Below are 23980 nucleotides of genomic sequence, written 5' to 3'. Positions count from 1 at the left end.
GCCTCACATCCGCTGCTGGACGATGGTCTCGGCCTGGGGATCCGGCTCGTGGCCGGCCGTGCGGAGCATCGGCACCACCTCGGCCGCCTCGCGGGCGACGAGGTAGCTCAGGTCGAGGCCCTCGCGGATGAAGCCGTGGCCGCGCATGTGCTCGAACAGGGCGAGCAGCGGCGCCCAGAACTCCGCCACCGAGACCAGCACCACCGGCTTCCGGTGCCGCCCGAGCTGCGCCCAGGTCAGCTGCTCGACCAGCTCTTCCAGGGTGCCGATGCCGCCCGGCAGGGTCACGAAGGCATCCGAGTGCTCGAACATCAGGCGCTTGCGGGTGTGCATGTCGGGCACCACCACGGTCTCCTGGACGTCCGCCAGCATGTGCTCCCGCGCCTGGAGGAAATCCGGGATGATGCCGGTGACGTGGCCGCCGGCGGCGAGCGCCGCCCGGGCGACCGTTCCCATCAGGCCGACATCGCCGCCGCCGTAGACGAGGCGCATCCCCGCCTGCGCGAGCGCGGTCCCGAGGACCTCCGCGGCCTCGCGGAAGGCCGGGTCGCGGCCGAAGCCGGAGCCGCAATAGACACAGACTGTCCTCACCGGGGCCATCCGGCGCCCTCCTCGCGCGTCCGTTGCGAGCCGTCCAGAACACGCCCCGCGCCCGGCACTCCACGCGCCAAACTGCTGAATTCGCGGGGGATTCGCCCGCCTGGACGGCGGGACGGCTTGGTGTCAGGACCATGTACGGTATTATGGGCGGCGCCGTCGACGGTTTTCGCGCGGGGCGGCCCGACGGGCGGCGGCAGGATCAGGGGAGGCCTTCGTGGCGATGTCGAGACAGGTGCGGCGCAGTCTCGCCCTGGCGCTCGCCGGCCTTCTCGGCGGACTGGGACTCGTGCTGGCGCTGTTCGGCGGCGATTCCCTGCGGCGGCTCACCGGCCGGCCCGGTCCGGACTCCCCCGCGCCGAGCGCCAGCCTGCGCGGCCTGACCGATCCGGGCGCCGTGGCCGGTCGCCCCGACCCGACCATCGACTTTCGCGACGACAAGCCGGGCCGGGCGAGCCCGGCGCCGGGGGCGGGCAACATGGCCGCCCGCCCGCAGGATCCCCGCGCCGCCGCACCCGGAGCGCCGCAGGCCGGCCCAAGCCCGGATGCGCGCCTGCCGGACGCCGCCGAGGCGCCGCGCTTCGACATCGTCCGGGTCGAGCCGAACGGCGACGCCGTGGTGGCCGGCCGCGGTGCGCCGGATGCCGGGATCGAGATGCTGGTCGACGGCAGGCCGGTGGCCCGGGCCAAGGCCGACGCCAACGGCCAGTTCGCGATCGTGCCGCCGGCCCTGCCGGCGGGGGCCAGCACCCTCCGCCTGCGCATGACCGGCAAGGACGGGCGCGCGACCGAGTCGCAGCAGAGCGTCGCGGTGGATGTCGCCCCCGGCCGGGATCGCCAGCCCCTGGTGGCCCTGACCGCCCCGGACGCCGCGACCGTGGTGCTGTCGCAGCCCTGCGCCCCCGGCGCGACGGCCGACGCCAAGGCGGGAGGCAAGGCGGATGGCAGGGCCGGATCCAAGCCCAGCTCTCAGCCCGGCTCTCAGCCCAGCACCGAGCCCGGCTCCAGGCCCGCCGACCCGGCGCAGGCCGCGCGGCCGGCCGGGAGCGGCGAGACCCGCGAGGCCGCGGCGCCCGGGTCGGCGCCGACCCGGATCGTCAGCGTGGACGTGCAGGGGAACGGCCGCCTGTTCGTGACGGCCACCGGTACGCCGGGAGCCAGGATCCAGCTCTACCTCAACGACACGCTGATCGCCCCCGGCAGCATCGGACCGGACGGCCGGGCGACCTTCACCATCGGGCGCGGTCTCAAGTCCGGCCAGTACCAAGTGCGGATCGATGAGGTCGACCCGGCCACCGGCAAGGTCGCCAGCCGCGCGGCGGTGCCCCTGTCGGTGCCCGAGCCGGCGCAGCTCGCCGCCCGGGAACCCGCCGAGCCTGCGCCCTCGGCCGCCCAGGACGGGGCGCGGGCCCCGGACGCGCGGGCCGGCGACGCCCGCGACGGGGCCGATCGGGACCGGCCGGCCGCGGCCTCGCCCCCGGCCACCGGAGCGAGCCCCCTGGTGGCCGACATGGCGGGGCCGAACCGGGCCGGGACGGTGTTCGTGCCGGAGATCAGCACGGCCCGGATCACCCGCGGCGACAATCTGTGGCGCATCAGCCAGCGCACCTATGGCCGGGGCGAGCGCTACACGGTGATCTACGACGCCAACCAGAACCAGATCCGCGATCCGGACCTGATCTATCCGGGCCAGATCTTCGTGCTCCCCGCCGACAAGCGCGGCTGAGCGGCTTCGGGGCCTGCCCGACCGCCCTCAGGGCCGCCGGGGCGGCCTGAAACGCCGGAGCTCCAGACCGCGACCTCGTCCTGGGGTGCCCGCGCGCGCGGGCCTCGCAGGAGGGCTCCGGAATCCCGATCGCCAATCAGGGCGAGGCCCAGGGACGGGACGGGTCCCCGCGCGCAAGGCGCCCGGACCGCCTCCGGTCGATGCCGCCGAACCGTCGTCACGCCGGCCGCCGTGACCGCGGCGGCACAGCCCGGGCAGAGCCGGGTAGAGCCGGGCACCGGCGCCGTCCCCAGACCGCCTCACTCCACGACCTGATCGTCGCCCGCAAACGCCAGGCGGCGCAGGCTGCGCAGCGCCCCGTCGAGGTCCGCGCGGGACGGGGAGGCCAGGGCGAGGCGCACCGCGTTCGGCGCGTGGCCGGGATGGACCGCGAAGGCCGAGGCCGGGAGGAGGGCGATGCCCTGGCGCAGGGCCGCGGCCGCGTAGGCCTCGGCCCGCCACGTCTCGGGCAGTTCCAGCCAGAGGTGGTAGGCCTGCGGATCGCCCACCACCCGGAGGTCGGCGAGCGCGGCCCGGGCCAGAGCCTGCCGGGCCGCCGCATCGTGGCGCTTGGCCTCGGCCAGCGCCGCCGCCGAGCCCCCGGCCATCCAGTGCATGCCGGCCGCGAGCGACAGGCCGAGCACCGTCCAGGCCCCCTGGCGGACGGAGGCGGCGAGCCGGTCGGTCAGGGCAGGCGGCGCGGCGATCAGGCCGACCGTCAGGGCCGGCATCACCCGCTTCGACAGGCTGTCCACGAAGATCACCCGGTGCGGCACGAGGCCGGCCAGCGGCGGCGCCTCGGCCAGGAAACTGTAGACCGCGTCCTCGATGGCGATGAGCCCGGTGCGATCCAGGACCTCCGCCAGGGCGGCCCGCCGCGCCGGCCCCATCGTGGCGCCGAGGGGATTGTGCAGGGTCGGCTGGAGATAGACGCCGCTCAGCGGGGTCGCCCGGTGGGCCTGGAGCAGCGCCTCGGGACAGACACCCTCGGCATCCATCGCCAGCGGGATCAGCGTGATCCCGAGCCGCGCCGCGATGCCCTTCACCCCCGGATAGGTCAGGGGCTCGCAGCCGATCCGCTCGCCGGGCGCCGCCAGGGCCGCCAGGGCGGCGGCCAGCGCCTGCCGGCCGTTGCCGGTGAACAGGATATCGGCGGGATCGGGGGCGTACCCCTCCCGGGCCAGGAACCCGGCGGCGACGGCCTGCGCCCGCGGCGTGCCCGCGGGCCCGTACTGGCTGAAGCCGATCTCGGCGCCGCTGCGGGCCAGCGCCGCCAGGGTCTCGGACAGGACCGCCTCCTGCTCCGGCAGGCGCGAATGGGTCCGCTGCAGGTCGAGGGCCGCCGCGGGCGGCTCCGGCCGGAGCAGGCCGGCCTGCCCCGGATCGCTGCGGACATAGGTGCCCCGCCCGACCTCGCCGGTCACCAGCCCCCGGCGGGCCAGTTCCGCGTAGACCCGGCTCGCCGTCGAGACCGCGATGCCCCGGGCGTAGGCGAAGTCCCGCTGCGGCGGCAGCCGCGCCCCGGGGCGCAGCCGGCCCGCCGCAATGTCGGCGGCGATCGCGTCGGCGACGGAGCGGTAATCCGCGGCGCGCATCATTGCTCCGAGATCAATGTTTCGATTGATCCGAGATGTGTATCGGATCAATGCTCCGCCAGCAATCCCGGCCGGACTGCACATCCCCGCCACCGGATCGACCGCGATGCCCGCCGTCACATTGTCTTCGTCACCCGCCCTTCGCCGCCCCGCCGCGCGCCCGTCCCTGCTCCGGACGTGGCTGAATCGGATCCGCACCCGGCGCGCCCTCGCGGCGCTCCACCCCGATCAGGCTCGGGATGCCGGCCTGGAGCCGTGGGCGCTGCGCATCGAGATCGCGAAGCCGTTCTGGCGGGCGTGACGGGTGCCCTGCGCGCAGCGCGGGTGATCCCGCGCCGCCCCGCGCCTATATGCGGCACTCAGCATTCCCTCCCGACAGAACCCGCATGACCGACAAGACCGCGCCTCAGGCCGGGCCGCCTCTCCCGGCCGAGCGCCCCGGCCTGATCGCCACCTACCGCCGGCTCTGGCCGCATCTCTGGCCCCATGGCCGGCCCGACCTGCAGCGCCGCGTCTTCCTGGCCTTCGGCCTGCTGCTCGCCGCCAAGCTGGTGACGATGGTGACGCCGTTCACCTTCAAGTGGATTACCGACGCGCTGGTCGCCGCCGTGGGGGGCAAGGACGCACCGGTGCCCACGGGGCTGCTCGCCGCGCCGATGCTCTTGATCGCCCTCTACGGCGTCTCGCGGATCGCCATGTCGGCGCTGACCCAGGTGCGCGACGGTCTGTTCGCCAAGGTGGCGATGCATGCGGTGCGGCGCCTCGCGCTCCAGACCTTCGAGCACATGCACCGGCTGTCCCTGCGCTTCCATCTGGAGCGCAAGACCGGCGGCCTCACCCGGGTGCTGGAGCGCGGCCGCGCCGGCATCGAGGAATTGTCGCGCCTGATGGTGCTGACGCTCGTGCCGACCATCGTCGAGTTCGTGCTGGTGCTCGGCGTGCTGGCCTACGAGTTCAGCTGGACCTACGCGGCGACCGCCTTCGTGACGGTCGCGGCCTATCTCGCCTTCACCTACAAGGCGACCGAGTGGCGGATCGCCATCCGCCGCCGGATGAATGCCTCGGACACGGACGCCAACACCAAGGCGGTCGATTCGCTGCTCAATTACGAGACCGTCAAGTATTTCGGCGCCGAGCGCCGCGAGGCCGCCCGCTACGACGAGTCGATGGCGCGGTACGAGAAGGCCTCGACGCAGACCTACGTGTCCCTGGCGGTGCTCAATGCCGGGCAGGCGGTGATCTTCACCCTGGGCATGACCGTGGTGATGTGGCTCGCCGCCCGGGACATCCTGGCCGGGCGCACCACGATCGGCGGCTTCGTGCTCGCCAACACCATGCTGGTGCAGCTCTCGATGCCCCTCAACTTCATGGGGATGATCTACCGCGAGATCAAACAGGCGCTCATCGACATCGACGACATGTTCCGCATCCTCGGGCAGAACCCCGAGATCGCCGACCGGCCGGGCGCCGCGCCGCTCGCGGTGGCGGGCGGCACGGTGCGGTTCGAGGATGTCCGCTTCGCCTACCATCCGGAGCGGCCGATCCTGCGCGGCGTCTCCTTCGCGATCCCGGCGGGCCAGACGGTGGCGGTGGTCGGGCCCTCGGGGGCGGGCAAGTCGACGCTCTCGCGCCTGCTGTTCCGGTTCTACGAGCCGCAGGGCGGGCGGATCAGCATCGACGGGCAGGACATCGCGGCGGTGACGCAGGAATCCCTGAGGGCAGCCATCGGCATGGTCCCGCAGGACACGGTGCTGTTCAACGACACGATCGGATATAACATCCGCTACGGCCGGGCCGACGCCACCGACGCGGAGCTGCGCGAGGCGGCCCGGCTCGCGCAGATCGACCGCTTCGTCTCGAGCCTGCCGGAGGGCTACGACACGCCGGTGGGCGAGCGCGGCCTGAAGCTCTCGGGCGGCGAGAAGCAGCGGGTCGCCATCGCCCGGACCATCCTCAAGGCGCCGCCGATCCTTGTGCTCGACGAGGCGACCTCGGCGCTCGATTCCTTCACGGAGGCGGAGATCCAGTCGGCGCTGGACCGGGTCAGCCGCGGCCGCACCACCCTGGTGATCGCCCACCGGCTGTCCACGGTGGTCAACGCCGACGCGATCCTGGTCCTCGACCACGGCCGCATCGTCGAGCGCGGCACCCATGCGGAGCTGCTGGAGGCCGGGGGCGTCTACGCGGCGCTCTGGGACCGCCAGCGGGAGGCCGATGCGGCCCTGGAGGTTCTGCAGCGCGCCGACGCACCGGTGGCGCCCCGGCCCGGGCAGGCGGCCCTGCCCGAGACCGAAGCCGCGGAGTGACCGGGCGGACACAAGCGGACCGTGCCGAGCGGCCCAGGTGCAACCGGAGGCGGCAGCGGCCGTTTGCCGGACATGCCGCACTTCTATCTCCACATCCGTGACGGCCAGTGGCTGATCGAGGATCTCGACGGCGCTGACCTGGCCGACCTCGACGCCGCCCGCGCCGAGGCCGAGCGCTCCGCCCGCGCGCTCTTGGAGATCCAGCGCGTCGACGGCGCGGTGCTGGCCGGCCAGTCCTTCGAGATCGCCGACGCGTCGGGTGCGGTGCTGGCGGTGGTCCCCCTCAAGGACGTGCTGGAGCTGCCCTGATCCCGCGGGATGCCTCGCATCCGCGCCCGCGTCCCGCGGTGCCGGAGCGCGGCGAAGGCCGCGAAGGAGGCCTCCGGCCGGGCGCGCGATCCCTGAAGCCCTCCTTCGCGGCCGCTCCGCCGGGGCGATCCCCTAGGACCGCGACCGCACCCGGACCCCGAGCAGCGCCTCGAACGGCAGGACCATAGCGCCCTTGTCCCGGTCGCCGTGTCCCTGGCGCAGGGCGGTCTGGTAGGTGACGGTGGCGGCCGCGGTGACCGGCATCGGGAAGCCGTTCTCCGCGGCGATCGCCGCCGCGGCGACGAGGTCCTTGTAGGCCGCCCCCATCGGATAACCCTCGTCGAAGCGGCCCTGGAGGATGCGCGGCACGAAAAACTGCGCCGCGTAGCTTCGGCTCGTGCCCGTGGTGACCACCTGGGCGACCTGATCCGGGTCGAGCCCCAGGGCGACGGCCATCGGCAGCACCTCGGCGAGCGCCGCGATGTTGATGTCGTAGAGCGCGTTGTTGATCGTCTTGGTGAGCTGGCCAGACCCGGCCGGCCCCATAGCGAGGATGGTCGTGCCGATCCGCGCCAGCAGCGGGCGCACCCGCGCCACCGCCCCGGCCTCGCCGCCGCACATCACGGTGAGCGTCCCGGCCTCGGCACCGGCCGGCGCCCCGGAGACCGGCGCATCGACGAAGGCGCGCCCGGTCGCCGCCACGGCGCGGCCAATCGCCAGGGCCTTGGCGTGGGCGATGGTGCTGAGGTCGACCACGACTGCCCCGGGGGCGAGGCGCTCCGCCAAGGCGCCGGTGCCGAAGAGCGCCGCCTCGACCGCGTCGCCGTCCGGCAGACACAGGAACAGCACGTCGGCGCCGGCGGCCTGACCAGGATCGGTCGTGGCGACGAGCCCCGGCGTGTCGAGACCGGCGAGGCGCCGCGGATCGCAATCAATCGCGACGAGCGTCTCGGCGTCGGAGTCCCGCTTGGCCGCGAGGTTGCGGGCGATGGGATGCCCCATCGCGCCGAGGCCGAGGAGGGCGAAGCGCGCGGCCATGCGGGTGTCCCTGTTCCGGGTGTCCGGCCGCCCGCCCGTCCGTACGGGGGGAGGCGCCGCGCCAGCATGTCGCCGGACGGGGCCGTCTTCCAGCCCCGTCTCCGGCATTCGTGGGACGCGCGTCATCCCGGGGCCGCGCAGCGGGACCCGGCTCCGGAGGCTGCTCCGGTCGGGACACCCGCGCCGTGCCCCCTCTCCCGTGCGGGAGAGGGGACCCGAATTCCCTGTGCTCGCGTCCCGCCCTCCAGCGCGGCCGCGCGGGATCAGGCGCACCGGAACGGCGGACGGGGGCCAGGGATGCGTGGAGTTGCGCCGCGCCGTTGTTCCCTCGCCCGAGAAATCGGTCTACACGGCCGCTCCCCCGAAATTGCTTACCTGCCGCGTATGCAGGACTGAGCCCGGAGACGCTCGAACCATGCCGATCCTCACCTTCCCCGATGGCAACACCCGGGAGATCGCCGCCGGCACCACCGGCCGCGCCGTGGTCGAGGGCATCGCCAAGTCGCTGGCCAAGCGCACCGTCGCCATGGCGCTCGACGGCACGGTCGCCGACCTCGACGACCCGATCGCGGGCGACGCCCGCATCGAGTTCCTCGACCGCACCGACCCGCGCAGCCTGGAGCTGATCCGACACGATTGCGCCCACGTGCTCGCCGAGGCGGTGCAGGCGCTCTGGCCGGAGACGCAGGTCACGATCGGCCCGGTGATCGAGAACGGCTTCTACTACGACTTCCATCGCGAGACCCCGTTCACGCCCGAGGACTTCCCGAAGATCGAGGCGAAGATGCGCGAGATCATTGCGCGCGATGCCCCCTTCACCAAGGAAGTCTGGACGCGCGAGGACGTGCGCGCCCTGTTCGCCGGCAAGGGCGAGGGCTTCAAGGTCGAGCTGGTCGACGCGATCCCGCCGGGCGAGGATCTGAAGATCTACCGGCAGGGCGACTGGTTCGACCTCTGCCGCGGCCCGCACATGACCTCGACCGCCAAGGTCGGCACCGCCTTCAAGCTGATGAAGGTCGCGGGCGCCTACTGGCGGGGCGATTCGAACAACCCGATGCTGACCCGCATCTACGGGACGGCCTGGGCGAGCCAGGCCGACCTCGACGATTACCTGCACCGGCTGGAGGAGGCCGAGCGCCGCGACCACCGCCGCCTCGGCCGCGAGATGGACCTGTTCCACTTCCAGGAGGAGGGGCCGGGCGTCGTCTTCTGGCACGCCAAGGGCTGGACGATCTTCCAGGAGCTGATCGCCTACATGCGCCGCCGCCTGCGCGGCGACTACGCCGAGGTGAACGCCCCGCAGATCCTCGACAAGGCCCTGTGGGAGACCTCCGGCCACTGGGGCTGGTACCGGGAGAACATGTTCGCCGCGCAGTCGGCCGGCGAGGAGGCCGAGGACAAGCGCTGGTTCGCCCTCAAGCCGATGAACTGCCCGGGCCACGTGCAGATCTTCAAGCACGGCCTGAAATCCTACCGCGACCTGCCCCTGCGCATGGCCGAGTTCGGGATCGTGCACCGCTACGAGCCGTCGGGCGCCATGCACGGGCTGATGCGTGTGCGCGGCTTCACGCAGGACGACGCCCACGTGTTCTGCACCGAGGACCAGCTCGCCGACGAGTGCCTGAAGATCAACGACCTGATCCTCTCGACCTACGCGGATTTCGGCTTCGACCAGATCGTCGTGAAGCTCTCGACCCGGCCCGAGAAGCGCGTCGGCTCCGACGCCCTCTGGGACCATGCCGAGGAGGTGATGACCCGGGTTCTGGCCCAGATCGAGGAGCAGTCGGCCGGCCGGATCAAGACCGCGGTGAACCCGGGGGAGGGCGCGTTCTACGGGCCCAAATTCGAGTACGTGCTCCGCGACGCCATCGGCCGCGACTGGCAATGCGGGACCACGCAGGTGGACTTCAACCTGCCCGAGCGGTTCGGCGCCTTCTACATCGACGCCGACGGCGCGAGGAAGCCGCCCGTCATGGTCCACCGGGCGATCTGCGGCTCGATGGAGCGCTTCACCGGCATCCTGATCGAGCATTTCGCCGGGCATTTCCCGCTCTGGCTGGCGCCCGTGCAGGTGGTGGTGGCGACGATCACCGGCGAGGCCGACGCCTACGCCCGGGACGTCATCCGGACCCTGGAGCGGGCCGGCCTGCGGGTCGAGGCGGATCTCCGCAACGAGAAGATCAACTACAAGGTCCGCGAGCACTCGCTGGCCAAGGTGCCGGTCCTGCTCGCCCTCGGGAAGCGCGAGGCGGAGGAGCGGACGGTCTCGATCCGGCGGCTCGGCAGCCAGCAGACCCGCACCCTGCCTCTGACCGAGGCCGTGGCGGCCTTCGTGGCGGAGGCGACCGCCCCGGATATCCGCCGCGCCCAGGCGGTGGCCGAGACGGTCCCGACCAGCGACACCGTCCTCGACGGCCATCACGGCGTGCACGACGCCCCGTGATCGCGCCGTGATCGCGCCGCCGCGCGGATCGCGCGGCGGCCGGATCGACCCGCCCGGCCTGCGCCGCCGGGCGGACGCGGAAACCGCCTTGGCCGACGGCCGGCATCCGCGCGCCGGGACCTCGTCCGGGGCTCTGGACAGTCTTGAGGCGCATCCACGCGACCGTCTCAACTTCCGGATGGCGCGACCGCGCCAAGGATCGTTGAACGCGAATTGATTTCGTCAAGGTTGGCGAAAGGAATCCCATTCTATGAGGACAAGGGATTAATTTCCGAGCCGGCTCGATCCGGCGGCCGCGCGACGTGGTCGGGTTGCATCGGGGGAATGGCCATGACGGCGCGGTTGGGCAGGGCGGCGATGAAGCTGGCGCGGCGCTATCCTCGGGCTGTCCGTGGCCGGCGCCAGGACGGCCTCGGCCGCGGACGCACCCTCGGACCCGGTTTGGTCCGGGCCCTGGATTCCCTGCCGCACGGCCTGTGCGTGTTCGATGCCGCCGACCGGCTGCTGTTCATGAGCGACGGGTTCCGGCGCCTCTTCGGGTCGGCCGCGAACCGGATCCGGCCCGGCCTGCATGCTCGGGAGGTCGATGCCGCGAGCGCGGCCGGGCCCCTCCCGTCCGACCGGGATCCGAACGGGCTCTGGGCGGCGTGCCGGCGGCTCCGCGCCCGGGGCACGACCGATGCGGTGGTGCAGACGCTTCCGGACGGGCGCCAGATCGCGCGCACGCTGCACCCGCAGGCCGGCGGCGGCTGGACCGCCCTGTGGGAGGACGTGACCGAGCGCCGCCGGACGGAGTCGCTCCTGCGCTACATGGCCCACCACGACCCGCTGACCGGATTGCCGAACCGCTACCTGTTCGCGGCCCGGCTCGACCGGGCCCTGGCGCGCCGCGACGGCGTGCCCTGCGCCTTGCTGTCCATCGACCTCGACGGCTTCAAGCCGGTCAACGACCGTCACGGTCACGCCATGGGCGACGCGCTCCTGCGGCAGCTGGCCGAGCGCCTCCGGGAGGGGTTGGGGGCGGCAGACATCGCCGCGCGGCTCGGGGGCGACGAGTTCACCATCCTCCTGGGCGACGCGGCGCCGGCGCCGGCGCTGGGCTTCGCCCTGCACCTCCAGGCGCGCCTCGCCGCCCCCTACGATCTCGGTGCGGGATCCCCGATCCGCGTGGGCGCCGCGATCGGCGTGGCCTGCGCACCCCTGCACGCCACGCGGGCGCAGGCCCTGGCGGAGCGAGCCGACGCGGCGATGTACACGGCCAAGCGGCTCGGCCATCCGTGCCTGTGGGACGAAGCGCTGATTCTCGGGCCGACGGATACCGGACGCGGAGCCCCGGCCTGAGGCGGCCGCACCCCGATGTGCCGCGGAACACGCCCGCCGCGAAAGCTTGGGCTTATCTCTTCCCCATACCGCGAAGACAGTCGCGAGCCGGAGGGAGATCGACGATGAGCTGGACCAACCGCATCACACTGGCGCTCACCCTGGCGGGTGGCGCCATCGCGCTGACCCTGTACGCGCAGGCCCTGTCCCTGCCGGCGCATTTCGTCTGAGCGGAGCCGCCGGATCTGCGGGCGGGGAGGCGCTCAGCGCGCCTTCTCGTGCTCCCCGAGGCCCACGGCCTTGTAATCGTAGGTCGGGTAGAACTCGGTGCGATACGCACCCCAGGCCGTGTCCTCGAGGACGCGGTTGACCTCGCGCAGGCGGGATGCGGGCAGCCGCAGCACGATGATCTGCCCGATCCCCATGACGACGGTCCAGGAGACGACCTCGATGCCCGGAGGCGGGAAGGCCTTGTAGAATCCCTGCCGGGCGAGCTGCGCGTTCAGGTCCGCCAGCGGGCGCGATTGGTCGTGGCGCAGGAAGACCGTCAGCATCACGGCGTTGTCGGCCGTGGCCGAAGCCGTGCCCGCCGGCGGGGGCGGTGCGGTCTGCGCCGTCGCCCATCCGGCCGAGCCGAGAAGCATGAGCGCTGCCGCGAGGGCACGGGCCGGACCTGTCGAACGTCGCATGTGATGCCCCTGTCTTGGACCCGTGCCGGCCTCCGACACCGCGCCGGAGGGCGCGCCGTCAGCCGGTTTCAACATCGTAGGAGAGGCGCAGCCGCAGGCGGACCGCGCCCTGCTCGTCGCGCACGGCGATGACGTAGTCCTGCCGCTGCACCGGATCGGTCAGCCCCTGCGCGACCCGGGTCAGCAATCGAACCGCCTTCGCCCGCGCCGCGGCAAGATCGGGCAGATCGAAGCCGTCCCGATCGCGAATCAGGTTGGCGCCGTCGTGGAGATCGATGAAATAGCGGGGCACGGATGCGGGCTCAGCGAGCGCGGAAGCGCGCAGGTATCGACCGCCGGTGTTTCTACGTAGTTTCCCGCGGGCCGCACTGCGCGGTCCTCCGTGTCGCATCCCGAGACGCGGCCGGGATCAGTTCCCCAGAAGAGTCTCGGCAAAATCGTCCGGAACCTCCCCGAACTGGCCGAGGATCGTCACGCCTTCCAGTTCTCCGGTCTCGTCGTCCGCGACGATCTTGAGGGCCGCCGCGCCCGGCATGCGGGCGGCCAGCGCCTCCGCCTTCTTGAGGGCGCCGAACTCGCTCTGGGCGGGCTCCTGACGGGCGGGCCGCAGGCGTTTCCGATGCAGCTCGAACGGCTGCACGAGGAAGGTGGTCCTCAGGGTCATTCCGGTCTCCTCGGCGCAGCCGGCGATCGCGAGGCCGACGGCTCGCTCGCCTACAGGCTGCGTGTGGTCACCCCAAGGGCGAGCAGGACGTAGGCACCGATGAAGAACCATTGCCGGTGCGCCACGACCGTTTTACCGACCATGGGGATGCGCGTGTACAGGCTGGCGACGGCAAGGCCGATCAACACGGCCGACACCAGGAACGTGAGCAGGCGCGGGGCGGAGAGCGTGGGCATGGCCCATGCTCGCGCCGGCACGCTTACCGGACCGTTACCGGTCGAGCCCCGGAACGAGGGGGCGTTGCGCCGTCAGCGGCCCCTGGGTGCCCGGAAGCAGTCCGACCTCGGCGAGCCACAGAACCGCGATCGCTCCGGCCAGCAGCGTCGCGAGCGAAGCGAGGCGCCCGGTCCACCGCCGGAGGACGATCATCACGACCACGACGGCCAGCAGGGCGATGAGAAGCACGAGCATCAGCATGGCCGCGCCATGCCACGCCCCGGCCGCCGCGTCACCGCAGAAGACGATGCAGCCCCCGGCCGACAGAGACGCGCAAGCTCCGAAGCCGCGAGACTCGCCTTCTGGTCGTTCCGCAGAGTGGAAACACTACCGCAGTCGATAGGCTTCGCCGGGCCGCGCAAGAAAGTTCTCCATCGCCGATTGCCAGATCTACCTTCCAGCTGTCCGCCGCGCGCACGCCAGTCATCCGCAGGATGCCCCGCGCCAAACGCTTTTGTAACTTGCATTCAGCGCTCAAAAGTAGCAGATCCCTCGTGAGGGGCACATCAGGAATCTTGCAGTGACAGAGGAAACCACAGGGCCCAACTCGAATTTCATCGAGCTGGCGGGCGACATCGTCGCCGCCTACGTGTCGAACAATCCGGTTCCGGCCTCGGAGCTGCCGGCCCTGATCGCGCGGGTGCACGGCGCGATCAGCGGGCTCGTCGCCGGGACCCTGACGCCGGAGACCGGGGCGGCGCCCCAGGCCGATATCGAGAAGCCGAGCGCGGCCCAGATCCGCAAGTCGGTCCGGCAGGACGGGATCGTCAGCTTCATCGACGGCAAGACCTACAAGACGCTGAAGCGTCACCTGACCAGCCACGGCCTCGATCCGCGCAGCTACCGGGACCGCTACGGCCTTCCGGCCGACTACCCGATGGTCGCCCCGAGCTACGCCGAGCAGCGCTCCGCCCTCGCCAAGGCGATCGGCCTGGGCCAGCCCGGCGCCATGGCCGAGCGTGAGCGCAAGGGCCGCAAGGCAGCCTGAAGGCGGACATCTCCGGGGGTGCCCCGTGCGGGGCGCCCCCGCAACGCTCCGCGGAGCCACGCGCATCGCGCCGCTGCGGCCGGAACGGTCCGCAGCCTTTGGCCGCCGGAACGCACCGAAACCGTTGCATCACCGCCACACGCCTCCAAGACATCGCAGGACACGGACAAGCTGCCACACTCTGCACAAAGCTGATGCGCACGCCGGAGCCCAGGGATGTTACCGAGGGGTTCGGCGAGATGAAGCGAGAGCAGACGATGACGAGTTCGGTCGTGCCGTTCCCGGCGCATATCGCGCCCGCGGTCGCGGACGAGGACACCGCGTCGATCATCGCCGTGTTGCAGGATCAGCTGGCGCTGGCCCGCGAGGGCCGTTTGCGCTCGGTGGCGGTGGTCTCCGTCTCGGCGGACGGCGAGGCGATCGGCACGCAATGGTCCTGCAAGGGCTCCGACATCAGCAACCTGATCGGCAAGCTGACCGTCCTGACCCATGACATGATGGCCGCCCGGAAGTGAGCGACGGGCTCTCGCGGGTGCGCCCGCGAAACGAGCCCACAGGCCCGCGCGGATGCGCGGGCACTGTCCGCCCGCTGCGGCGTTCCAGAGGCGTGGTCCGGTCCCGGACCGAAGGAAGGCCTCCGGATGACTCGTGCTCTTCTGCTCCCCGCGTTACTGGCCGCGGCCGTCCTGCCCGCCGCGGCTGCGGCGGCCGAAGACCCGAAGGACGCCACGCGCACCGAGACGATCGCGGGTCTCGTGCGGATCGTCGGCGCGCAAGCTGGCATCGTTCTCTACTGCCGCAAGTTCTACACCGTCGATGATACGGTCTCCGAAGGCTTGTCCCGCACGGTCCGCCGGGCACTCGACGTTTCCCTCGGCCACCGGCAGGCGCAGACCGTCATCGCCGCGGAAGGCCGGCGCGTCGCGGAGGAGATCGCCGCGGTGGGTGCGGAGCAATGGTGCGCCGACCAACGCGAGATCCTGAATACAGACGGCGTCCGCGTCTTCATCGACTGAGCCCGCTGGGGGCCGGCCCTGCGCTCAGCCCCCACGACATCGACAGCCCTCGCGACAGATCTTCCACGAGGCCCGCGCCCAGAACAGATGAGGACGGCAGACCGACTTTATGTTCCGCAATGCAGAACAGATTATGATCTTGTTCGCCCGTTCTTCGTCTGTCATGTTTTGACGACGGATGAAACTGAACAGATCAAGCCGGTCGCACTCGTCCGTACAAGAGCCCCAAGGGCCGCGAGACCGGCGGAGAAGGAAACGCCATGTCCCGACCGCTCTATCTGGCCCTCGCCCTCGTCCTATGCGGGGCTGCCGTCACGCTGTTCGCCTTCATGCGCGCGCCCCAGTCGAAGGAATTCGCCGGGTGGGATGTCGCCTTCATGAGCGGCATCGGCGCGGTCGCCCTGGGCTTTCTCACCACCCTCGTCGAGGTCGTCACCGGCTAGGACCGGCACCGGATCGATACGCAAGCCGCGACCGGTGCGGCGCAGACGAGGCCGACCCGCCGGTCACGGCTTCATCGCCCCCTTTCTACTGGGCGGCCGGCGCGGCACAGGCCACGCGGTCGCCCGATCGCACCGCGCCCGAAGCCCGCTGAATTCACAGTTCGGCGGGCATCCCGACAATTCGATGCATTTCGCAAACCCTGTCTGAACCCGGGTGTCCGATCCTGTCGGACAGAGGTTTGTCGAGGCGGTGATGTTCGAACGACGCAGCGCTCCGCGCACGATCCTGAACGAGACCGGCAGCATCTCGGTGGACGAGCATCGAAGCCTGCCCTGCATCGTCTACGATCGATCGGCCGGCGGCGTGCGGATCGCGCTTCCGGACACCGAGATCGTGCCGGATCGCTTCATCCTCAGTATCGACGCGAGCAACGAGATCCTCGTCTGCCAGGCCATCTGGCGCAAGGCGGACGAGATCGGGGCGACCGCGGACGTCCCCGAGACGGCTCGGTCGGGCGGCTGGACGATGCTTCACGAGCTGGAGCGGGCCTGAAGGCGGCCGAAGGCCGGTCCGCCCCGCAGCGAGGCCGCGCGGCCCAAAGTGGCCCTTCGCATCGGATCATCGCGCCGGTCGGCGCGCCGGGGCACCGTGGAGCCGGCTCGCGTCAGTCCCAATCGATGTTCAGAGAGCGCTCGAAGGCGGCCGCGGACAGTTCCTTGCCCTTCGGGTCGGCGACCGTGATCTCGCGGAAGCCGCGCCGGGCCAGTTCCCAGGTCTTCTCCATGGCTTGCTCGTCAGTCCCGCAGGCGAACGTCATGACGCGCCCGGACGGATCAATCCCCTTGACGGTGAACACGTCTCTCTCCCTGCTCTCACCTCCCATATAGAGGCGCGTCCCGCATCGCGCCTCCCGCCATCGTGAGAGACACGGGGCCCCGTCGCGTCGTTCCGCGCAGGGCGGGCCCTCAACACGGAGCGGCAGGCCATCATCGGCCCACCGACGCACGGGATTCGCCCGTGAGACGCGAAACCGAGATCCGACCGGTCGTTGCACGGTACGGTCGATCCCTGGACCTCCGTGCTCGTGCGGCCGACCCGCCTGGGCGAGGATGCGTCGCCAGGCGGCTCCGACCCGGACACGCGCCTTCGCCGGGACCGGCCTCGCACAGGCCCGCAGGGCCATCGGGAGCTCATCGACGCGCTTCACGATTCGGCCGATCCCGCCCGCACCCGCGGGCAGGCGCTCGATGCCGCGATGACGCCGTGCAGGACGTGTACAGAGCCATCCGCGCCCGGTCTCTGGGCGCGTGGGCGGGCGGCCCGTCGCGGCGCTGCCGGCCGTCTTCGGACGCGGAGTTGGCAATGATGTACGGGGAGGTGGGCCGCCTGGCGGATGAGGGCCTGCGGCTGAGCCTGCGGCAGGCCGAGAATGCCGCATTGCTCGTGATGGCGATGCAGTATGCCTGGGCGGAACTGTGGCTCGAGGGATATCGGGCGGCCGGAGCCGCCCTCAGTGCCGAACGCGATCAACGGGCGCGGACGCGGCGCTTAATCCGTCGCGGCGTATCGCCGGCGGCAGCCGCTCAGGCGTTGCACATCGTCTGAGTCAGGGCCGGAGACAGAGGCGCCCGGGGCGCTCCGTCTCCGGCGGCGGGCTCAGCGACTCGCCTCGACGGAGGCCTGGACCATCGGTCGGCCAAGGGCCGAGACCGTCCGGCTGACGGTCGCCGGCGCCGCCACGGGCTGAGGCGTGGTGGTCAGGTCGTGGATCGCACGGATCTGCTGGGCAGGCCGGGCCTGCTCCCGATAGAGCGGCGGGGTCAGGTGCAGGTGGTCGTCGGCGGCGGCCGGGCCGATGAAGGCGGCCGAGGTGAGCGCGGCCGACGCGAGGATGAGGATCGTGCGCATGGTGCGTCTCCGTTTCGATCGCAGCGTCGACCGCGGATTGCGATCGACCAGCGCATGAGACCACGGATTTGTGCGATGCGGCATGCGTTTTTCGCATTGCACCATATCGCCACGACGGCACGGTTTTGCAATGTTCCCGGGCTTTCCGGGGGGCCTGAGCAGGGCGACAATTAAATGCCCATGCATTCGATGCAAATGAACTAAACTTCCATTGGCCGGTTCTCAAATATAACTTGGACGCGCGCATCATTTAATTTCTGATCCGGGCGCCGGATGGTTCGTCGCAGCCGCACGGGCGCACCCGGATTGGCGGCCTCCGGCGCCAGATGCCCGTCACACAGGCCCGGTAGACCCACACACCATGCCAAGCATCACGGATGCGCCGATGACGCCCTCCGATCTCGACAAAAGGGCCGAACTCACCATCTGGCCCGCACGCGCGACCGGTCGTTCCGCGGAGGGGCGCCCGTTCGCGACGCTGCGCGAAGCCCTCGCGGTTGCGCTCGAGGCGATCGCGTCCGACGACGCCCAGCCGTGGATCATCACCGAGGCTGGTGACATCCTCTCACCGCGCTGGATCCAGGCGCATTCCCGCTCGCGATCCCTGCAATAGCTGGGGCGACGCGGGTCTTGCGGACACGATCAGCAGCCGATGCAGATGTCGCGCACCACGTGCGGGTGTCGCAGACCGGTGCGCTGGTTCGGAAGCCGCCCTTCGAGGGATGAAAATCCGCTCCCCAGCCCCGGGGGACGTCGGCGCCCCCCGGTCGGGTCGGCCTGGACCGGCGCCGGTGCCGGCGCCGCCGCGACCGGTGCGGGCTGGGCCGGGAGGACGGGGGCGGGAGCGCCGCTGGCCATCCCCGGATCGGGCTGCGTCAGGGCCATGCCGGGAACCGGAGCCGTCGGCGCGAACTCGCCGGCACGTCCCGGCAGGGAGGCGGCGACGAGGGGAGCGACGATTGGGCCTGCGACGACGAGCCGGGTCAGCGGATGCATCACACTCTCCAGGCTTGGAAGCCGGCACGGCACGGAAAGCCGCGCCTGTGCCCGCCAATCCCGATGACGGGCCGCGGTCCGGCCCCTGTGTGACGCGGGGGCCGACGCGGCGCCACTCATCCATTCGACGGAGCGGTCTCCGGGCGGCTCAGTAAGCGCGACCGTAATAGGGCTGCGAGACCGGGCGATAGCGGTCGCTGACCGGCCACGTATAGGGCTGATTCTTGCCGGTCTGCAGGTGCGACCGGAATTTCGGCTCGTTGAAACCGATCCCGTGCAGGCCTGTCGCGCCATGGGCGCCCTGCGCCTTGGGGCCGGCATCGCGCGCCAGGGCTGCGCCCGAGACGCCGAGAACGAGAACGGCCGCGAAAGAGACACGGCCCAGAATGACGCTCATTTCTGCCTCCTGTCCCGGCCCAGGTGCCGGAACAGGATGAACGGCATCGGTTCGGCCCGGTTCCGGTTCCGGGAGGCGCTCAGAAGCCGCCGCCGAGGCAGGCTTCGGCCAGGGGATCGCCGCAGAGGTCGCCGGTCCGGACCGGCGCGGCCGCCGCACCGCCGATGCCGGCCCCGCCGAACGCCCCTCCGCCGGACGGGAGCGTGCGGGCCGCTTGTGCGGGATCGTCCGCGCGGAGCCCGCTCGCCCCGACGATCCCGGCCCCGCCCGTTCCGACGCCCCCCGCGCCGGCCGCTCCGGAAATCGAGGCGCCCGCGCCTGGGCTCACGGTCGCGCCGGTCCCGAGCCCGAACACGCCGAACGGCCCGACGCTGGACAGGGTGGTGCCGGACGCTCCGATCGCGGCCGCGTCGGCAGTCCGGCCTGCGAGGCCGGCCGACGCAGCCGCAGGGAGCAACGTTCCCGATGTCCCGACAGAGCCGACACCCGTGGCGGTGCCAAGACCGTTGAGGGAGCCCGCACCTGTCAGGGCGGTCGTCTGCCCCGTGCGGGTCGTGCCGCCGGATCCCAGGCCCAGGGAGAGGCCAGACCCGCCACCCAGACCGATCGTGCCGCTGGTCAGCGACAGGGTGCTCCCCGGTGACGCGCCCAGCCCCGAACGCGACGCGGTGCCGAATCCGCTGCGCAGGCCGCTGGCGCCGATCGTCCCCCCGGTCCGGAGGCTGGAGCCGGAGACGCCTGCGCCGCCGGTCGCGGCCGAGCCCAAGGTTCCGAGCTGGCCCGCACCGGTCGATCCCGCGGCCGATGTGCCGATGGCAGTCCCGGCCGATTGTCCGGCCGAGCGCCCGCCCGAGGCGCCGATGCGGCCGCCGCCGCCCGCGCTGCCGAAGCTGAGCTGGCCGGCATTCACCAAGCCGCCGGTCTGCGCCGAGACGGTCGGGAACGGGCCGGTGGTGGTGCCGCCGCCGAGGCTGAGCTGGCCGGGATTGGCGATGGGCGTGATCGGCTCCGGCGAGGCCGAACTCGGCACCGTCGCGGTGGCCGACAGGCTCTGCGCCGAAGCCGGGATGGCGATCGGCAGCAGCAGGGCGGCGAGGATGGACCGCATGGCACGCTCCGCAGGCCGGCGGACGAAGACAAAGCCGGACAGATTTGTTGCCGAGAAACAGAGGGGCGTCCGGCCGGTTCCGGCGGCGCACCGACGCGGAACGCCCGCCCAAGGCGCGGAAAGAGCACCGTCGGCCTTCATGCTGCCGGAAAGGCGGTGTGGTCTCGGCGGCGGATCCGCCCGGACCTGCGCCCCGACCTGCGATCGTACCGTTGCCCGAAACCCTCGCCTCAGGCTTGCGCAGCGCCGGCTGGCTCGCCGGCCTGCCGGCCCTCGCGCTGATCTGGGCGAGTGCGACCCTCTACGCCGCCCCGCGGATCGCCGAGGGACTCGAGGCCGAGGGGGCGGCGGTGACATCCGGCACGGCCACCGCCACCGGCGAGCCCTGGCTGCGCCTGGAGGCCAGCGGCCGCGACCTCGTGGCCGCCGGCGAGGCGCCGGACGTCGCCGAACGGGCCACCGTGCTGTCCCGCCTCGCGGCCCTGGACGGCCCCCGCCGCATCGTCTCCGAGGTCGGCATCGTGGAGACCGCCGCGCCCTTCCAGTGGGCGGCGATCCGCACCGGCCCGAACCGGATCGCCCTGGAGGGCAGCCGCCCGGTGGAGATCGGCCGGCGGGCCCTGGAGGCGCGGATCACCGGCGCCCTCCATACCGGCACAGGCCTCGACGACACCGCCCGGGCCGCCCGGGGGGCGCCGCCGGACTTCGCCAGCGCGGCCGCGTTCCTGGCAGCCCGGCTCTCCGGCCTCGCCAAGGGCGGGCGGGCCGCCCTCAGCGACACCGTGCTCAGCCTCTCGGGCGAGGCCCTGGACGTGCCGGCCTACGAGGCCCTGCGGGCGGCGCTCTCGGACCCGCCGGAGGGCTTCAGCATCGGGCGGATCGAGATCCTGCCGCCCAAGGTGGCCGCGTACCGGTTCGCCGTGGAGAAATCCGGCCGGGGCGTCGTCCTCGACGGCTTCACCCCCTCGGCCGCAGACCGCGAGGCCGCCCTGCGCGCGGCCACCGAGGCGGCGGCGGGCGGCGCCGTGGAGGACCGGCTCCTGGCGGCCCGGGGCCTCGACCCCGCCATCGACCCGAAGGGCCTCATCGCCTTCGCGTTCAAGCTCGCCGAGCTGATCCAGTCCGGCCGCGTGGTCTTCCAGGACGGGGCGGTCTCGGTGACCGGCGACGCCATCGACGGGCAGGCGCTCCCGGACGCCGAGGCGCTGATGCGCGACGGCCGGCCCGCCGGCGTGGCAGCCGGGCCGGTGGCGCTCACGGCGCGGCCGCTCTCGCCCTACCGGGTGGCGATCCGCCGGACCGCCGATTCCGTACTCCTCACCGGGCATCTGCCGGACACCGCGACCCGGGAGCGGGTGCTCGCCGCCCTGCGCCCGCGCCTGTTCCGGGAACCGGTCATCGACCGCACCCGCCTCGCCGACGGCGCCCCGCCGGATCTCGGGGACGCGCTGGCCGCCGCCGCCCCGCTGGTGGCGAACCTCGCGGACGGGACCGTCACGGTCTCGGACCGCGCCCTGACCCTGACCGGCGAAAGCCTCTACCGGGAGGGCGCCGCCCGCACTCCGGACCGGCTGGCCGAGGCGCTGCCCCCCGGCTGGACCGGACAGGCCACCGTCACGGCCCGGGACGCCGCCGAGCGGCGCGACCCCGCCACCTGCCGCGCCGACTTCACCGCCGCCCTGGCCGGCACCGACCTGCGTTTCCCCGCCGGGGGCGCGGTCCTGACGCCGGCCTTCTACCCGACCCTCGACGCCCTCGCGGCCCTGGCCAAGACCTGCCCGTCGCTGCGCATCGCCGTCTCGGGGCCCGCCGACCCGACCAAGCCGACCCCGACGCCGGCCGCCGGTCCGGCGGCCACGGGGGAGGGCGCGCCCGCCGCCGCACCGACCCAGATCGCCAGCGCCGCCAAGACGGAGTCCCCCAAGCCGGAATCCTCCAAGCCGGAGCCCCCCAAGGGAGATACGCCCAAGACGGAGACGCCCAAGGGGGAGACGCCCAAGGGGGACACACCCAAGGGGGACACGCCCAAGACGCGGGGCAAGCCGGATCACGCCAAGACCGAGGCCGGCAAGGCGGAAGCGGCCAAGAAGGACGCCAGGAAGGAGCCGGCCGCGCACGGCAAGGCTTCGGCGAAGAAGCCCGCCGAGGCCCCCGAGGAGCCGCCGCCCGACCTGCCGCGCCTGCGCGCCCAGGCGGTGATGGAGTATCTCCTCCAGGCCGGCGCCCGACCGGAGCAGGTCACGGCCGGGCCGGACGGGCCGGCCGGCCCCGTCGTCTTTGCGCTGCTGCCGTGAGGGACATCCGCTCCGCCCCGCGCCCGCCCGCCGGGCCGCGCCCATCCGCGCGCATCGATCGCGCCCGCAGGGAGGCCGGACGGCCGTGACGCTGCTGCTCGCCGGATTCTGGCCCGGGCTCGCCGGGGCGGCCGCGCTCGGCCTCGTGGTCGGGGCGCTGGTCGGCTGGCCGGACCGGCTCGCCGCCTCGCTGGGACTTTGCGTGGTCGCGGGGCTCGTGGCCGCGGCGGCGCTCGCCGGGTTCGTGCCGGGCCTGCCCGGTTTGTGGCTCGACGGCGCGGGCCTGATCCTGCCGGTCTACTGCGCGGCCTGCGCCCTCGGGGCGCTGGGGCGCCGCCTCGTCGTCCGGGATTAAGGGTTCGGGAACCGGTCCGCCCCCCGGCGGCGTTCATCCGGCAACAGGGCCCCGAGGGCCCGCCCCGAACCCGGAGAGGCCGCGATGCCCTGGACCGTCGAAAGTCCCCATTCCGCGAAACGCCGCGCCGTCCGCCTGCCGCGCCCCCGCGCCGGCGCCGCCGCCACCGGCCTGTTCCTGGCCGGACTGATCCTCTCGGCCGCGACGGTGCCGCTGATCGAGCCCGCCGACGCCACCACCGCCGCCCACACCACGCAGGCCGCGCTCACCCCTCCGGCCCGCTGAGCGAGGCAACCCGCGCCCGCCCCCGAGGGTTGTTCGCCGGGGCCCGTCCGGCCCGAACCGTGGGGGAGACGCGCATGGGACTGCTCGAATCGGCGATCGGCGGCGTGCTGGGCCAGGTGTTCGGCGGGCAGAAGCAGGGCGCCGGGGGCATGTCGCCCCTGGTGAAGGCGCTCTTGATGCTGCTGCTGGCCAAGGGCGCCAGCGGCGGCTTCGGCGACATCTTCGGGCGCGGGGGACGGGGCGAGCCGGGCCCCGAGGCCGACCGCTCCGGCGGCGCCGGCCCCTACGGCCGTGATCCCGGCCAGCACCCCGCCGATGCCGGCGGACGCCGCCCCGACGACGGGGGCGATATCGGCGGCTGGGACCAGTATGGCGGCCGCCGCGACGGGGGCCCGGAGGGGCCGACGGATCCGTCCCTCCCGCCCGGCGATTTCTCGGATCTGTCCGGCATGCTCGACGGCCCCGGCGACGCCCCGGCCCCGAGCCGCGCCGCCCCGGAGGGGCAGGGGGATCTCGGCGGCCTCGACGGGCTGGTGGACCGCTTCCGCCAGGGCGGCCTCGGCGACGTGATCGAGTCCTGGATCGGCCCCGGCGCCAACCGCCCGGTGGCCCCGGACCAGCTCGCCCGGGCGCTCGGCCCCGACACGGTGGACACCCTGCAGAGCCAGACCGGGATGGACCGGGACACGCTTCTCGCGCAGCTCGCCCAGGCGTTGCCGGAGGTGGTGCACACGCTCACCCCGCAGGGGCGGGTGCCGGGGGAGGCGGAGCGGCGGGGGTGGTAGGACGACAGGTCGGCTGGCGCGCGGCGCGTCGGACAGCGATCCCGATCGCGACCTCATCCTGAGGTGCCGGAGCGCAGCGCAGGCCTCGAAGGAACCATCCAGTCAGCCCCGTGATCCCTGGAGCCCTCCTTCAAGGCTGCTGCGCAGCACCTCAGGATGAGGGCGGGCACGGGATTCCGCGCCCAGGTCTCACGGCCACCAGCGTCGCGGATCAGAGGAAGAGTATCTGCGCCGGCGCCATTGTTGGACCGGAGGCAGTATCCTGCCCTGAATGCCGTGACGGGCCGCAGGTTTTACCGATTTGTCGACGAGACGCCCGCGTTGACCGACAGAAGAACTGCTAGCCGGAACGTATTTCCTCTTGCAAGCATCGTCGGCGCGCGCTCGACCTGCTTCAGGCCC

The 23980-nt window shown here is 72.6% G+C and carries 30 protein-coding genes; 17 read left to right on the top strand and 13 right to left on the bottom strand.

The window, feature by feature from the left end:
• Window positions 1-3 precede the first annotated feature (3 nt).
• Window positions 4-600: an LOG family protein gene (locus tag ABIC70_RS06480; protein ID WP_043347456.1), complete on the bottom strand. Its 597-nt coding sequence runs from the start codon at window positions 598-600 to the stop codon at window positions 4-6.
• 220 nt (window positions 601-820) lie between these two features.
• On the opposite strand from ABIC70_RS06480, the gene ABIC70_RS06475 reads away from it, so the two are divergent.
• Window positions 821-2323, top strand: a complete 1503-nt coding sequence (locus ABIC70_RS06475) for a LysM peptidoglycan-binding domain-containing protein (RefSeq protein WP_354439259.1) — start codon at window positions 821-823, stop codon at window positions 2321-2323.
• Window positions 2324-2622: 299 nt separating this feature from the next.
• On the opposite strand, the gene ABIC70_RS06470 is transcribed toward ABIC70_RS06475, so the two are convergent.
• Window positions 2623-3957 carry an aminotransferase-like domain-containing protein gene (locus ABIC70_RS06470; RefSeq protein ID WP_043347461.1) on the bottom strand — a complete coding sequence of 445 codons (1335 nt, stop codon included), beginning with the start codon at window positions 3955-3957 and terminating at the stop codon, window positions 2623-2625.
• A 106-nt stretch (window positions 3958-4063) separates the two neighbouring features.
• On the opposite strand from ABIC70_RS06470, the gene ABIC70_RS06465 reads away from it, so the two are divergent.
• The 3 genes from ABIC70_RS06465 to ABIC70_RS06455 all read left to right on the top strand — a co-directional run bounded on the left by ABIC70_RS06465 (window position 4064) and on the right by ABIC70_RS06455 (window position 6572).
• Window positions 4064-4258 carry a DUF1127 domain-containing protein gene (locus ABIC70_RS06465; protein WP_043383150.1) on the top strand — a complete coding sequence of 65 codons (195 nt, stop codon included), beginning with the start codon at window positions 4064-4066 and terminating at the stop codon, window positions 4256-4258.
• A gap of 85 nt (window positions 4259-4343) precedes the next feature.
• Window positions 4344-6263 carry an ABCB family ABC transporter ATP-binding protein/permease gene (locus ABIC70_RS06460; protein WP_179696555.1) on the top strand — a complete coding sequence of 640 codons (1920 nt, stop codon included), beginning with the start codon at window positions 4344-4346 and terminating at the stop codon, window positions 6261-6263.
• Between the two features lie 72 nt (window positions 6264-6335).
• Window positions 6336-6572, top strand: coding sequence for a DUF6894 family protein (locus tag ABIC70_RS06455; RefSeq protein WP_043382977.1), 237 nt, complete (start codon window positions 6336-6338; stop codon window positions 6570-6572).
• A gap of 132 nt (window positions 6573-6704) precedes the next feature.
• Here the strand turns inward: ABIC70_RS06455 and ABIC70_RS06450 are convergent, their stop codons facing one another.
• On the bottom strand, window positions 6705-7610 hold the full coding sequence (locus tag ABIC70_RS06450; protein ID WP_053608319.1) for an NAD(P)-dependent oxidoreductase: 906 nt from the start codon (window positions 7608-7610) through the stop codon (window positions 6705-6707).
• Window positions 7611-8025: 415 nt separating this feature from the next.
• On the opposite strand from ABIC70_RS06450, the gene thrS reads away from it, so the two are divergent.
• Both thrS and ABIC70_RS06440 read left to right on the top strand, forming a co-directional pair.
• On the top strand, window positions 8026-10053 hold the full coding sequence (thrS, locus tag ABIC70_RS06445; RefSeq protein WP_043757140.1) for a threonine--tRNA ligase: 2028 nt from the start codon (window positions 8026-8028) through the stop codon (window positions 10051-10053).
• A 330-nt stretch (window positions 10054-10383) separates the two neighbouring features.
• Entirely contained in the window at window positions 10384-11394 is a 1011-nt protein-coding gene (locus ABIC70_RS06440; protein ID WP_182592249.1) for a sensor domain-containing diguanylate cyclase, read from the top strand.
• A gap of 242 nt (window positions 11395-11636) precedes the next feature.
• Here ABIC70_RS06440 and ABIC70_RS06435 read toward each other — a convergent pair whose 3' ends face one another.
• The 5 genes from ABIC70_RS06435 to ABIC70_RS06415 all read right to left on the bottom strand — a co-directional run bounded on the left by ABIC70_RS06435 (window position 11637) and on the right by ABIC70_RS06415 (window position 13197).
• Window positions 11637-12062 (bottom strand): hypothetical protein, encoded by a 426-nt coding sequence (locus tag ABIC70_RS06435; protein ID WP_043353555.1) that lies wholly within the window; start codon window positions 12060-12062, stop codon window positions 11637-11639.
• A 58-nt stretch (window positions 12063-12120) separates the two neighbouring features.
• Complete coding sequence (locus ABIC70_RS06430; RefSeq protein ID WP_043353552.1) at window positions 12121-12354, bottom strand: DUF6894 family protein; 234 nt, start codon at window positions 12352-12354, stop codon at window positions 12121-12123.
• A gap of 117 nt (window positions 12355-12471) precedes the next feature.
• Window positions 12472-12726, bottom strand: coding sequence for a hypothetical protein (locus ABIC70_RS06425; RefSeq protein WP_182592248.1), 255 nt, complete (start codon window positions 12724-12726; stop codon window positions 12472-12474).
• Between the two features lie 50 nt (window positions 12727-12776).
• The gene (locus ABIC70_RS06420; RefSeq protein ID WP_043353550.1) at window positions 12777-12962 is read right to left on the bottom strand and encodes a hypothetical protein; all 186 of its coding nucleotides are present in this window, start codon (window positions 12960-12962) and stop codon (window positions 12777-12779) included.
• Window positions 12963-12996: 34 nt separating this feature from the next.
• Entirely contained in the window at window positions 12997-13197 is a 201-nt protein-coding gene (locus ABIC70_RS06415) for a hypothetical protein (RefSeq protein ID WP_425285088.1), read from the bottom strand.
• A gap of 325 nt (window positions 13198-13522) precedes the next feature.
• Here ABIC70_RS06415 and ABIC70_RS06410 point away from each other — a divergent pair, with 325 nt between their 5' ends.
• From ABIC70_RS06410 to ABIC70_RS06390, 5 genes are all read left to right on the top strand, one after another.
• Window positions 13523-13990, top strand: a complete 468-nt coding sequence (locus ABIC70_RS06410; protein WP_043353547.1) for a Ros/MucR family transcriptional regulator — start codon at window positions 13523-13525, stop codon at window positions 13988-13990.
• Window positions 13991-14229: 239 nt separating this feature from the next.
• Window positions 14230-14505: a hypothetical protein gene (locus ABIC70_RS06405; RefSeq protein WP_043353563.1), complete on the top strand. Its 276-nt coding sequence runs from the start codon at window positions 14230-14232 to the stop codon at window positions 14503-14505.
• A gap of 126 nt (window positions 14506-14631) precedes the next feature.
• Entirely contained in the window at window positions 14632-15006 is a 375-nt protein-coding gene (locus ABIC70_RS06400) for a hypothetical protein (RefSeq protein WP_111473990.1), read from the top strand.
• A 260-nt stretch (window positions 15007-15266) separates the two neighbouring features.
• Window positions 15267-15449: a hypothetical protein gene (locus tag ABIC70_RS06395; RefSeq protein ID WP_043353544.1), complete on the top strand. Its 183-nt coding sequence runs from the start codon at window positions 15267-15269 to the stop codon at window positions 15447-15449.
• 253 nt (window positions 15450-15702) lie between these two features.
• Window positions 15703-16002, top strand: a complete 300-nt coding sequence (locus tag ABIC70_RS06390; RefSeq protein ID WP_043353543.1) for a PilZ domain-containing protein — start codon at window positions 15703-15705, stop codon at window positions 16000-16002.
• 112 nt (window positions 16003-16114) lie between these two features.
• Here ABIC70_RS06390 and ABIC70_RS06385 read toward each other — a convergent pair whose 3' ends face one another.
• Window positions 16115-16333, bottom strand: coding sequence for a hypothetical protein (locus tag ABIC70_RS06385; RefSeq protein ID WP_210274712.1), 219 nt, complete (start codon window positions 16331-16333; stop codon window positions 16115-16117).
• Window positions 16334-16812: 479 nt separating this feature from the next.
• Here ABIC70_RS06385 and ABIC70_RS06380 point away from each other — a divergent pair, with 479 nt between their 5' ends.
• On the top strand, window positions 16813-17055 hold the full coding sequence (locus tag ABIC70_RS06380) for a hypothetical protein (RefSeq protein WP_043383152.1): 243 nt from the start codon (window positions 16813-16815) through the stop codon (window positions 17053-17055).
• Between the two features lie 51 nt (window positions 17056-17106).
• Here ABIC70_RS06380 and ABIC70_RS06375 read toward each other — a convergent pair whose 3' ends face one another.
• A complete protein-coding gene (locus ABIC70_RS06375; protein ID WP_043382995.1) occupies window positions 17107-17358 on the bottom strand; it encodes a hypothetical protein in 252 nt (83 codons plus the stop codon).
• A 385-nt stretch (window positions 17359-17743) separates the two neighbouring features.
• Here ABIC70_RS06375 and ABIC70_RS06370 point away from each other — a divergent pair, with 385 nt between their 5' ends.
• Window positions 17744-17971, top strand: a complete 228-nt coding sequence (locus ABIC70_RS06370; protein ID WP_043382998.1) for a hypothetical protein — start codon at window positions 17744-17746, stop codon at window positions 17969-17971.
• 29 nt (window positions 17972-18000) lie between these two features.
• Here the strand turns inward: ABIC70_RS06370 and ABIC70_RS06365 are convergent, their stop codons facing one another.
• The 3 genes from ABIC70_RS06365 to ABIC70_RS06355 form a co-directional block, all read right to left on the bottom strand.
• Complete coding sequence (locus tag ABIC70_RS06365) at window positions 18001-18354, bottom strand: hypothetical protein (RefSeq protein WP_043383001.1); 354 nt, start codon at window positions 18352-18354, stop codon at window positions 18001-18003.
• Between the two features lie 148 nt (window positions 18355-18502).
• Window positions 18503-18751 carry a hypothetical protein gene (locus tag ABIC70_RS06360; RefSeq protein ID WP_043353533.1) on the bottom strand — a complete coding sequence of 83 codons (249 nt, stop codon included), beginning with the start codon at window positions 18749-18751 and terminating at the stop codon, window positions 18503-18505.
• A 79-nt stretch (window positions 18752-18830) separates the two neighbouring features.
• Window positions 18831-19859 carry a hypothetical protein gene (locus tag ABIC70_RS06355; RefSeq protein ID WP_354439221.1) on the bottom strand — a complete coding sequence of 343 codons (1029 nt, stop codon included), beginning with the start codon at window positions 19857-19859 and terminating at the stop codon, window positions 18831-18833.
• 212 nt (window positions 19860-20071) lie between these two features.
• Here ABIC70_RS06355 and ABIC70_RS06350 point away from each other — a divergent pair, with 212 nt between their 5' ends.
• The 4 genes from ABIC70_RS06350 (at window position 20072) to ABIC70_RS06335 (ending at window position 23578) form a co-directional block, all read left to right on the top strand.
• Window positions 20072-22153, top strand: a complete 2082-nt coding sequence (locus ABIC70_RS06350) for a hypothetical protein (RefSeq protein ID WP_354439220.1) — start codon at window positions 20072-20074, stop codon at window positions 22151-22153.
• Between the two features lie 85 nt (window positions 22154-22238).
• Window positions 22239-22508 (top strand): hypothetical protein, encoded by a 270-nt coding sequence (locus tag ABIC70_RS06345; protein ID WP_043757120.1) that lies wholly within the window; start codon window positions 22239-22241, stop codon window positions 22506-22508.
• An 84-nt stretch (window positions 22509-22592) separates the two neighbouring features.
• Window positions 22593-22793: a hypothetical protein gene (locus ABIC70_RS06340; RefSeq protein ID WP_354439218.1), complete on the top strand. Its 201-nt coding sequence runs from the start codon at window positions 22593-22595 to the stop codon at window positions 22791-22793.
• A 74-nt stretch (window positions 22794-22867) separates the two neighbouring features.
• Entirely contained in the window at window positions 22868-23578 is a 711-nt protein-coding gene (locus ABIC70_RS06335; protein ID WP_354439216.1) for a YidB family protein, read from the top strand.
• The last annotated feature ends 402 nt before the right edge of the window (window positions 23579-23980 follow it).

The sequence above is a fragment of the Methylobacterium sp. 1973 genome, assembly GCF_040545035.1.
In the GTDB taxonomy this organism is placed as follows: domain Bacteria; phylum Pseudomonadota; class Alphaproteobacteria; order Rhizobiales; family Beijerinckiaceae; genus Methylobacterium; species Methylobacterium fujisawaense.
This window is presented reverse-complemented; position numbering and strand designations above follow the sequence as displayed.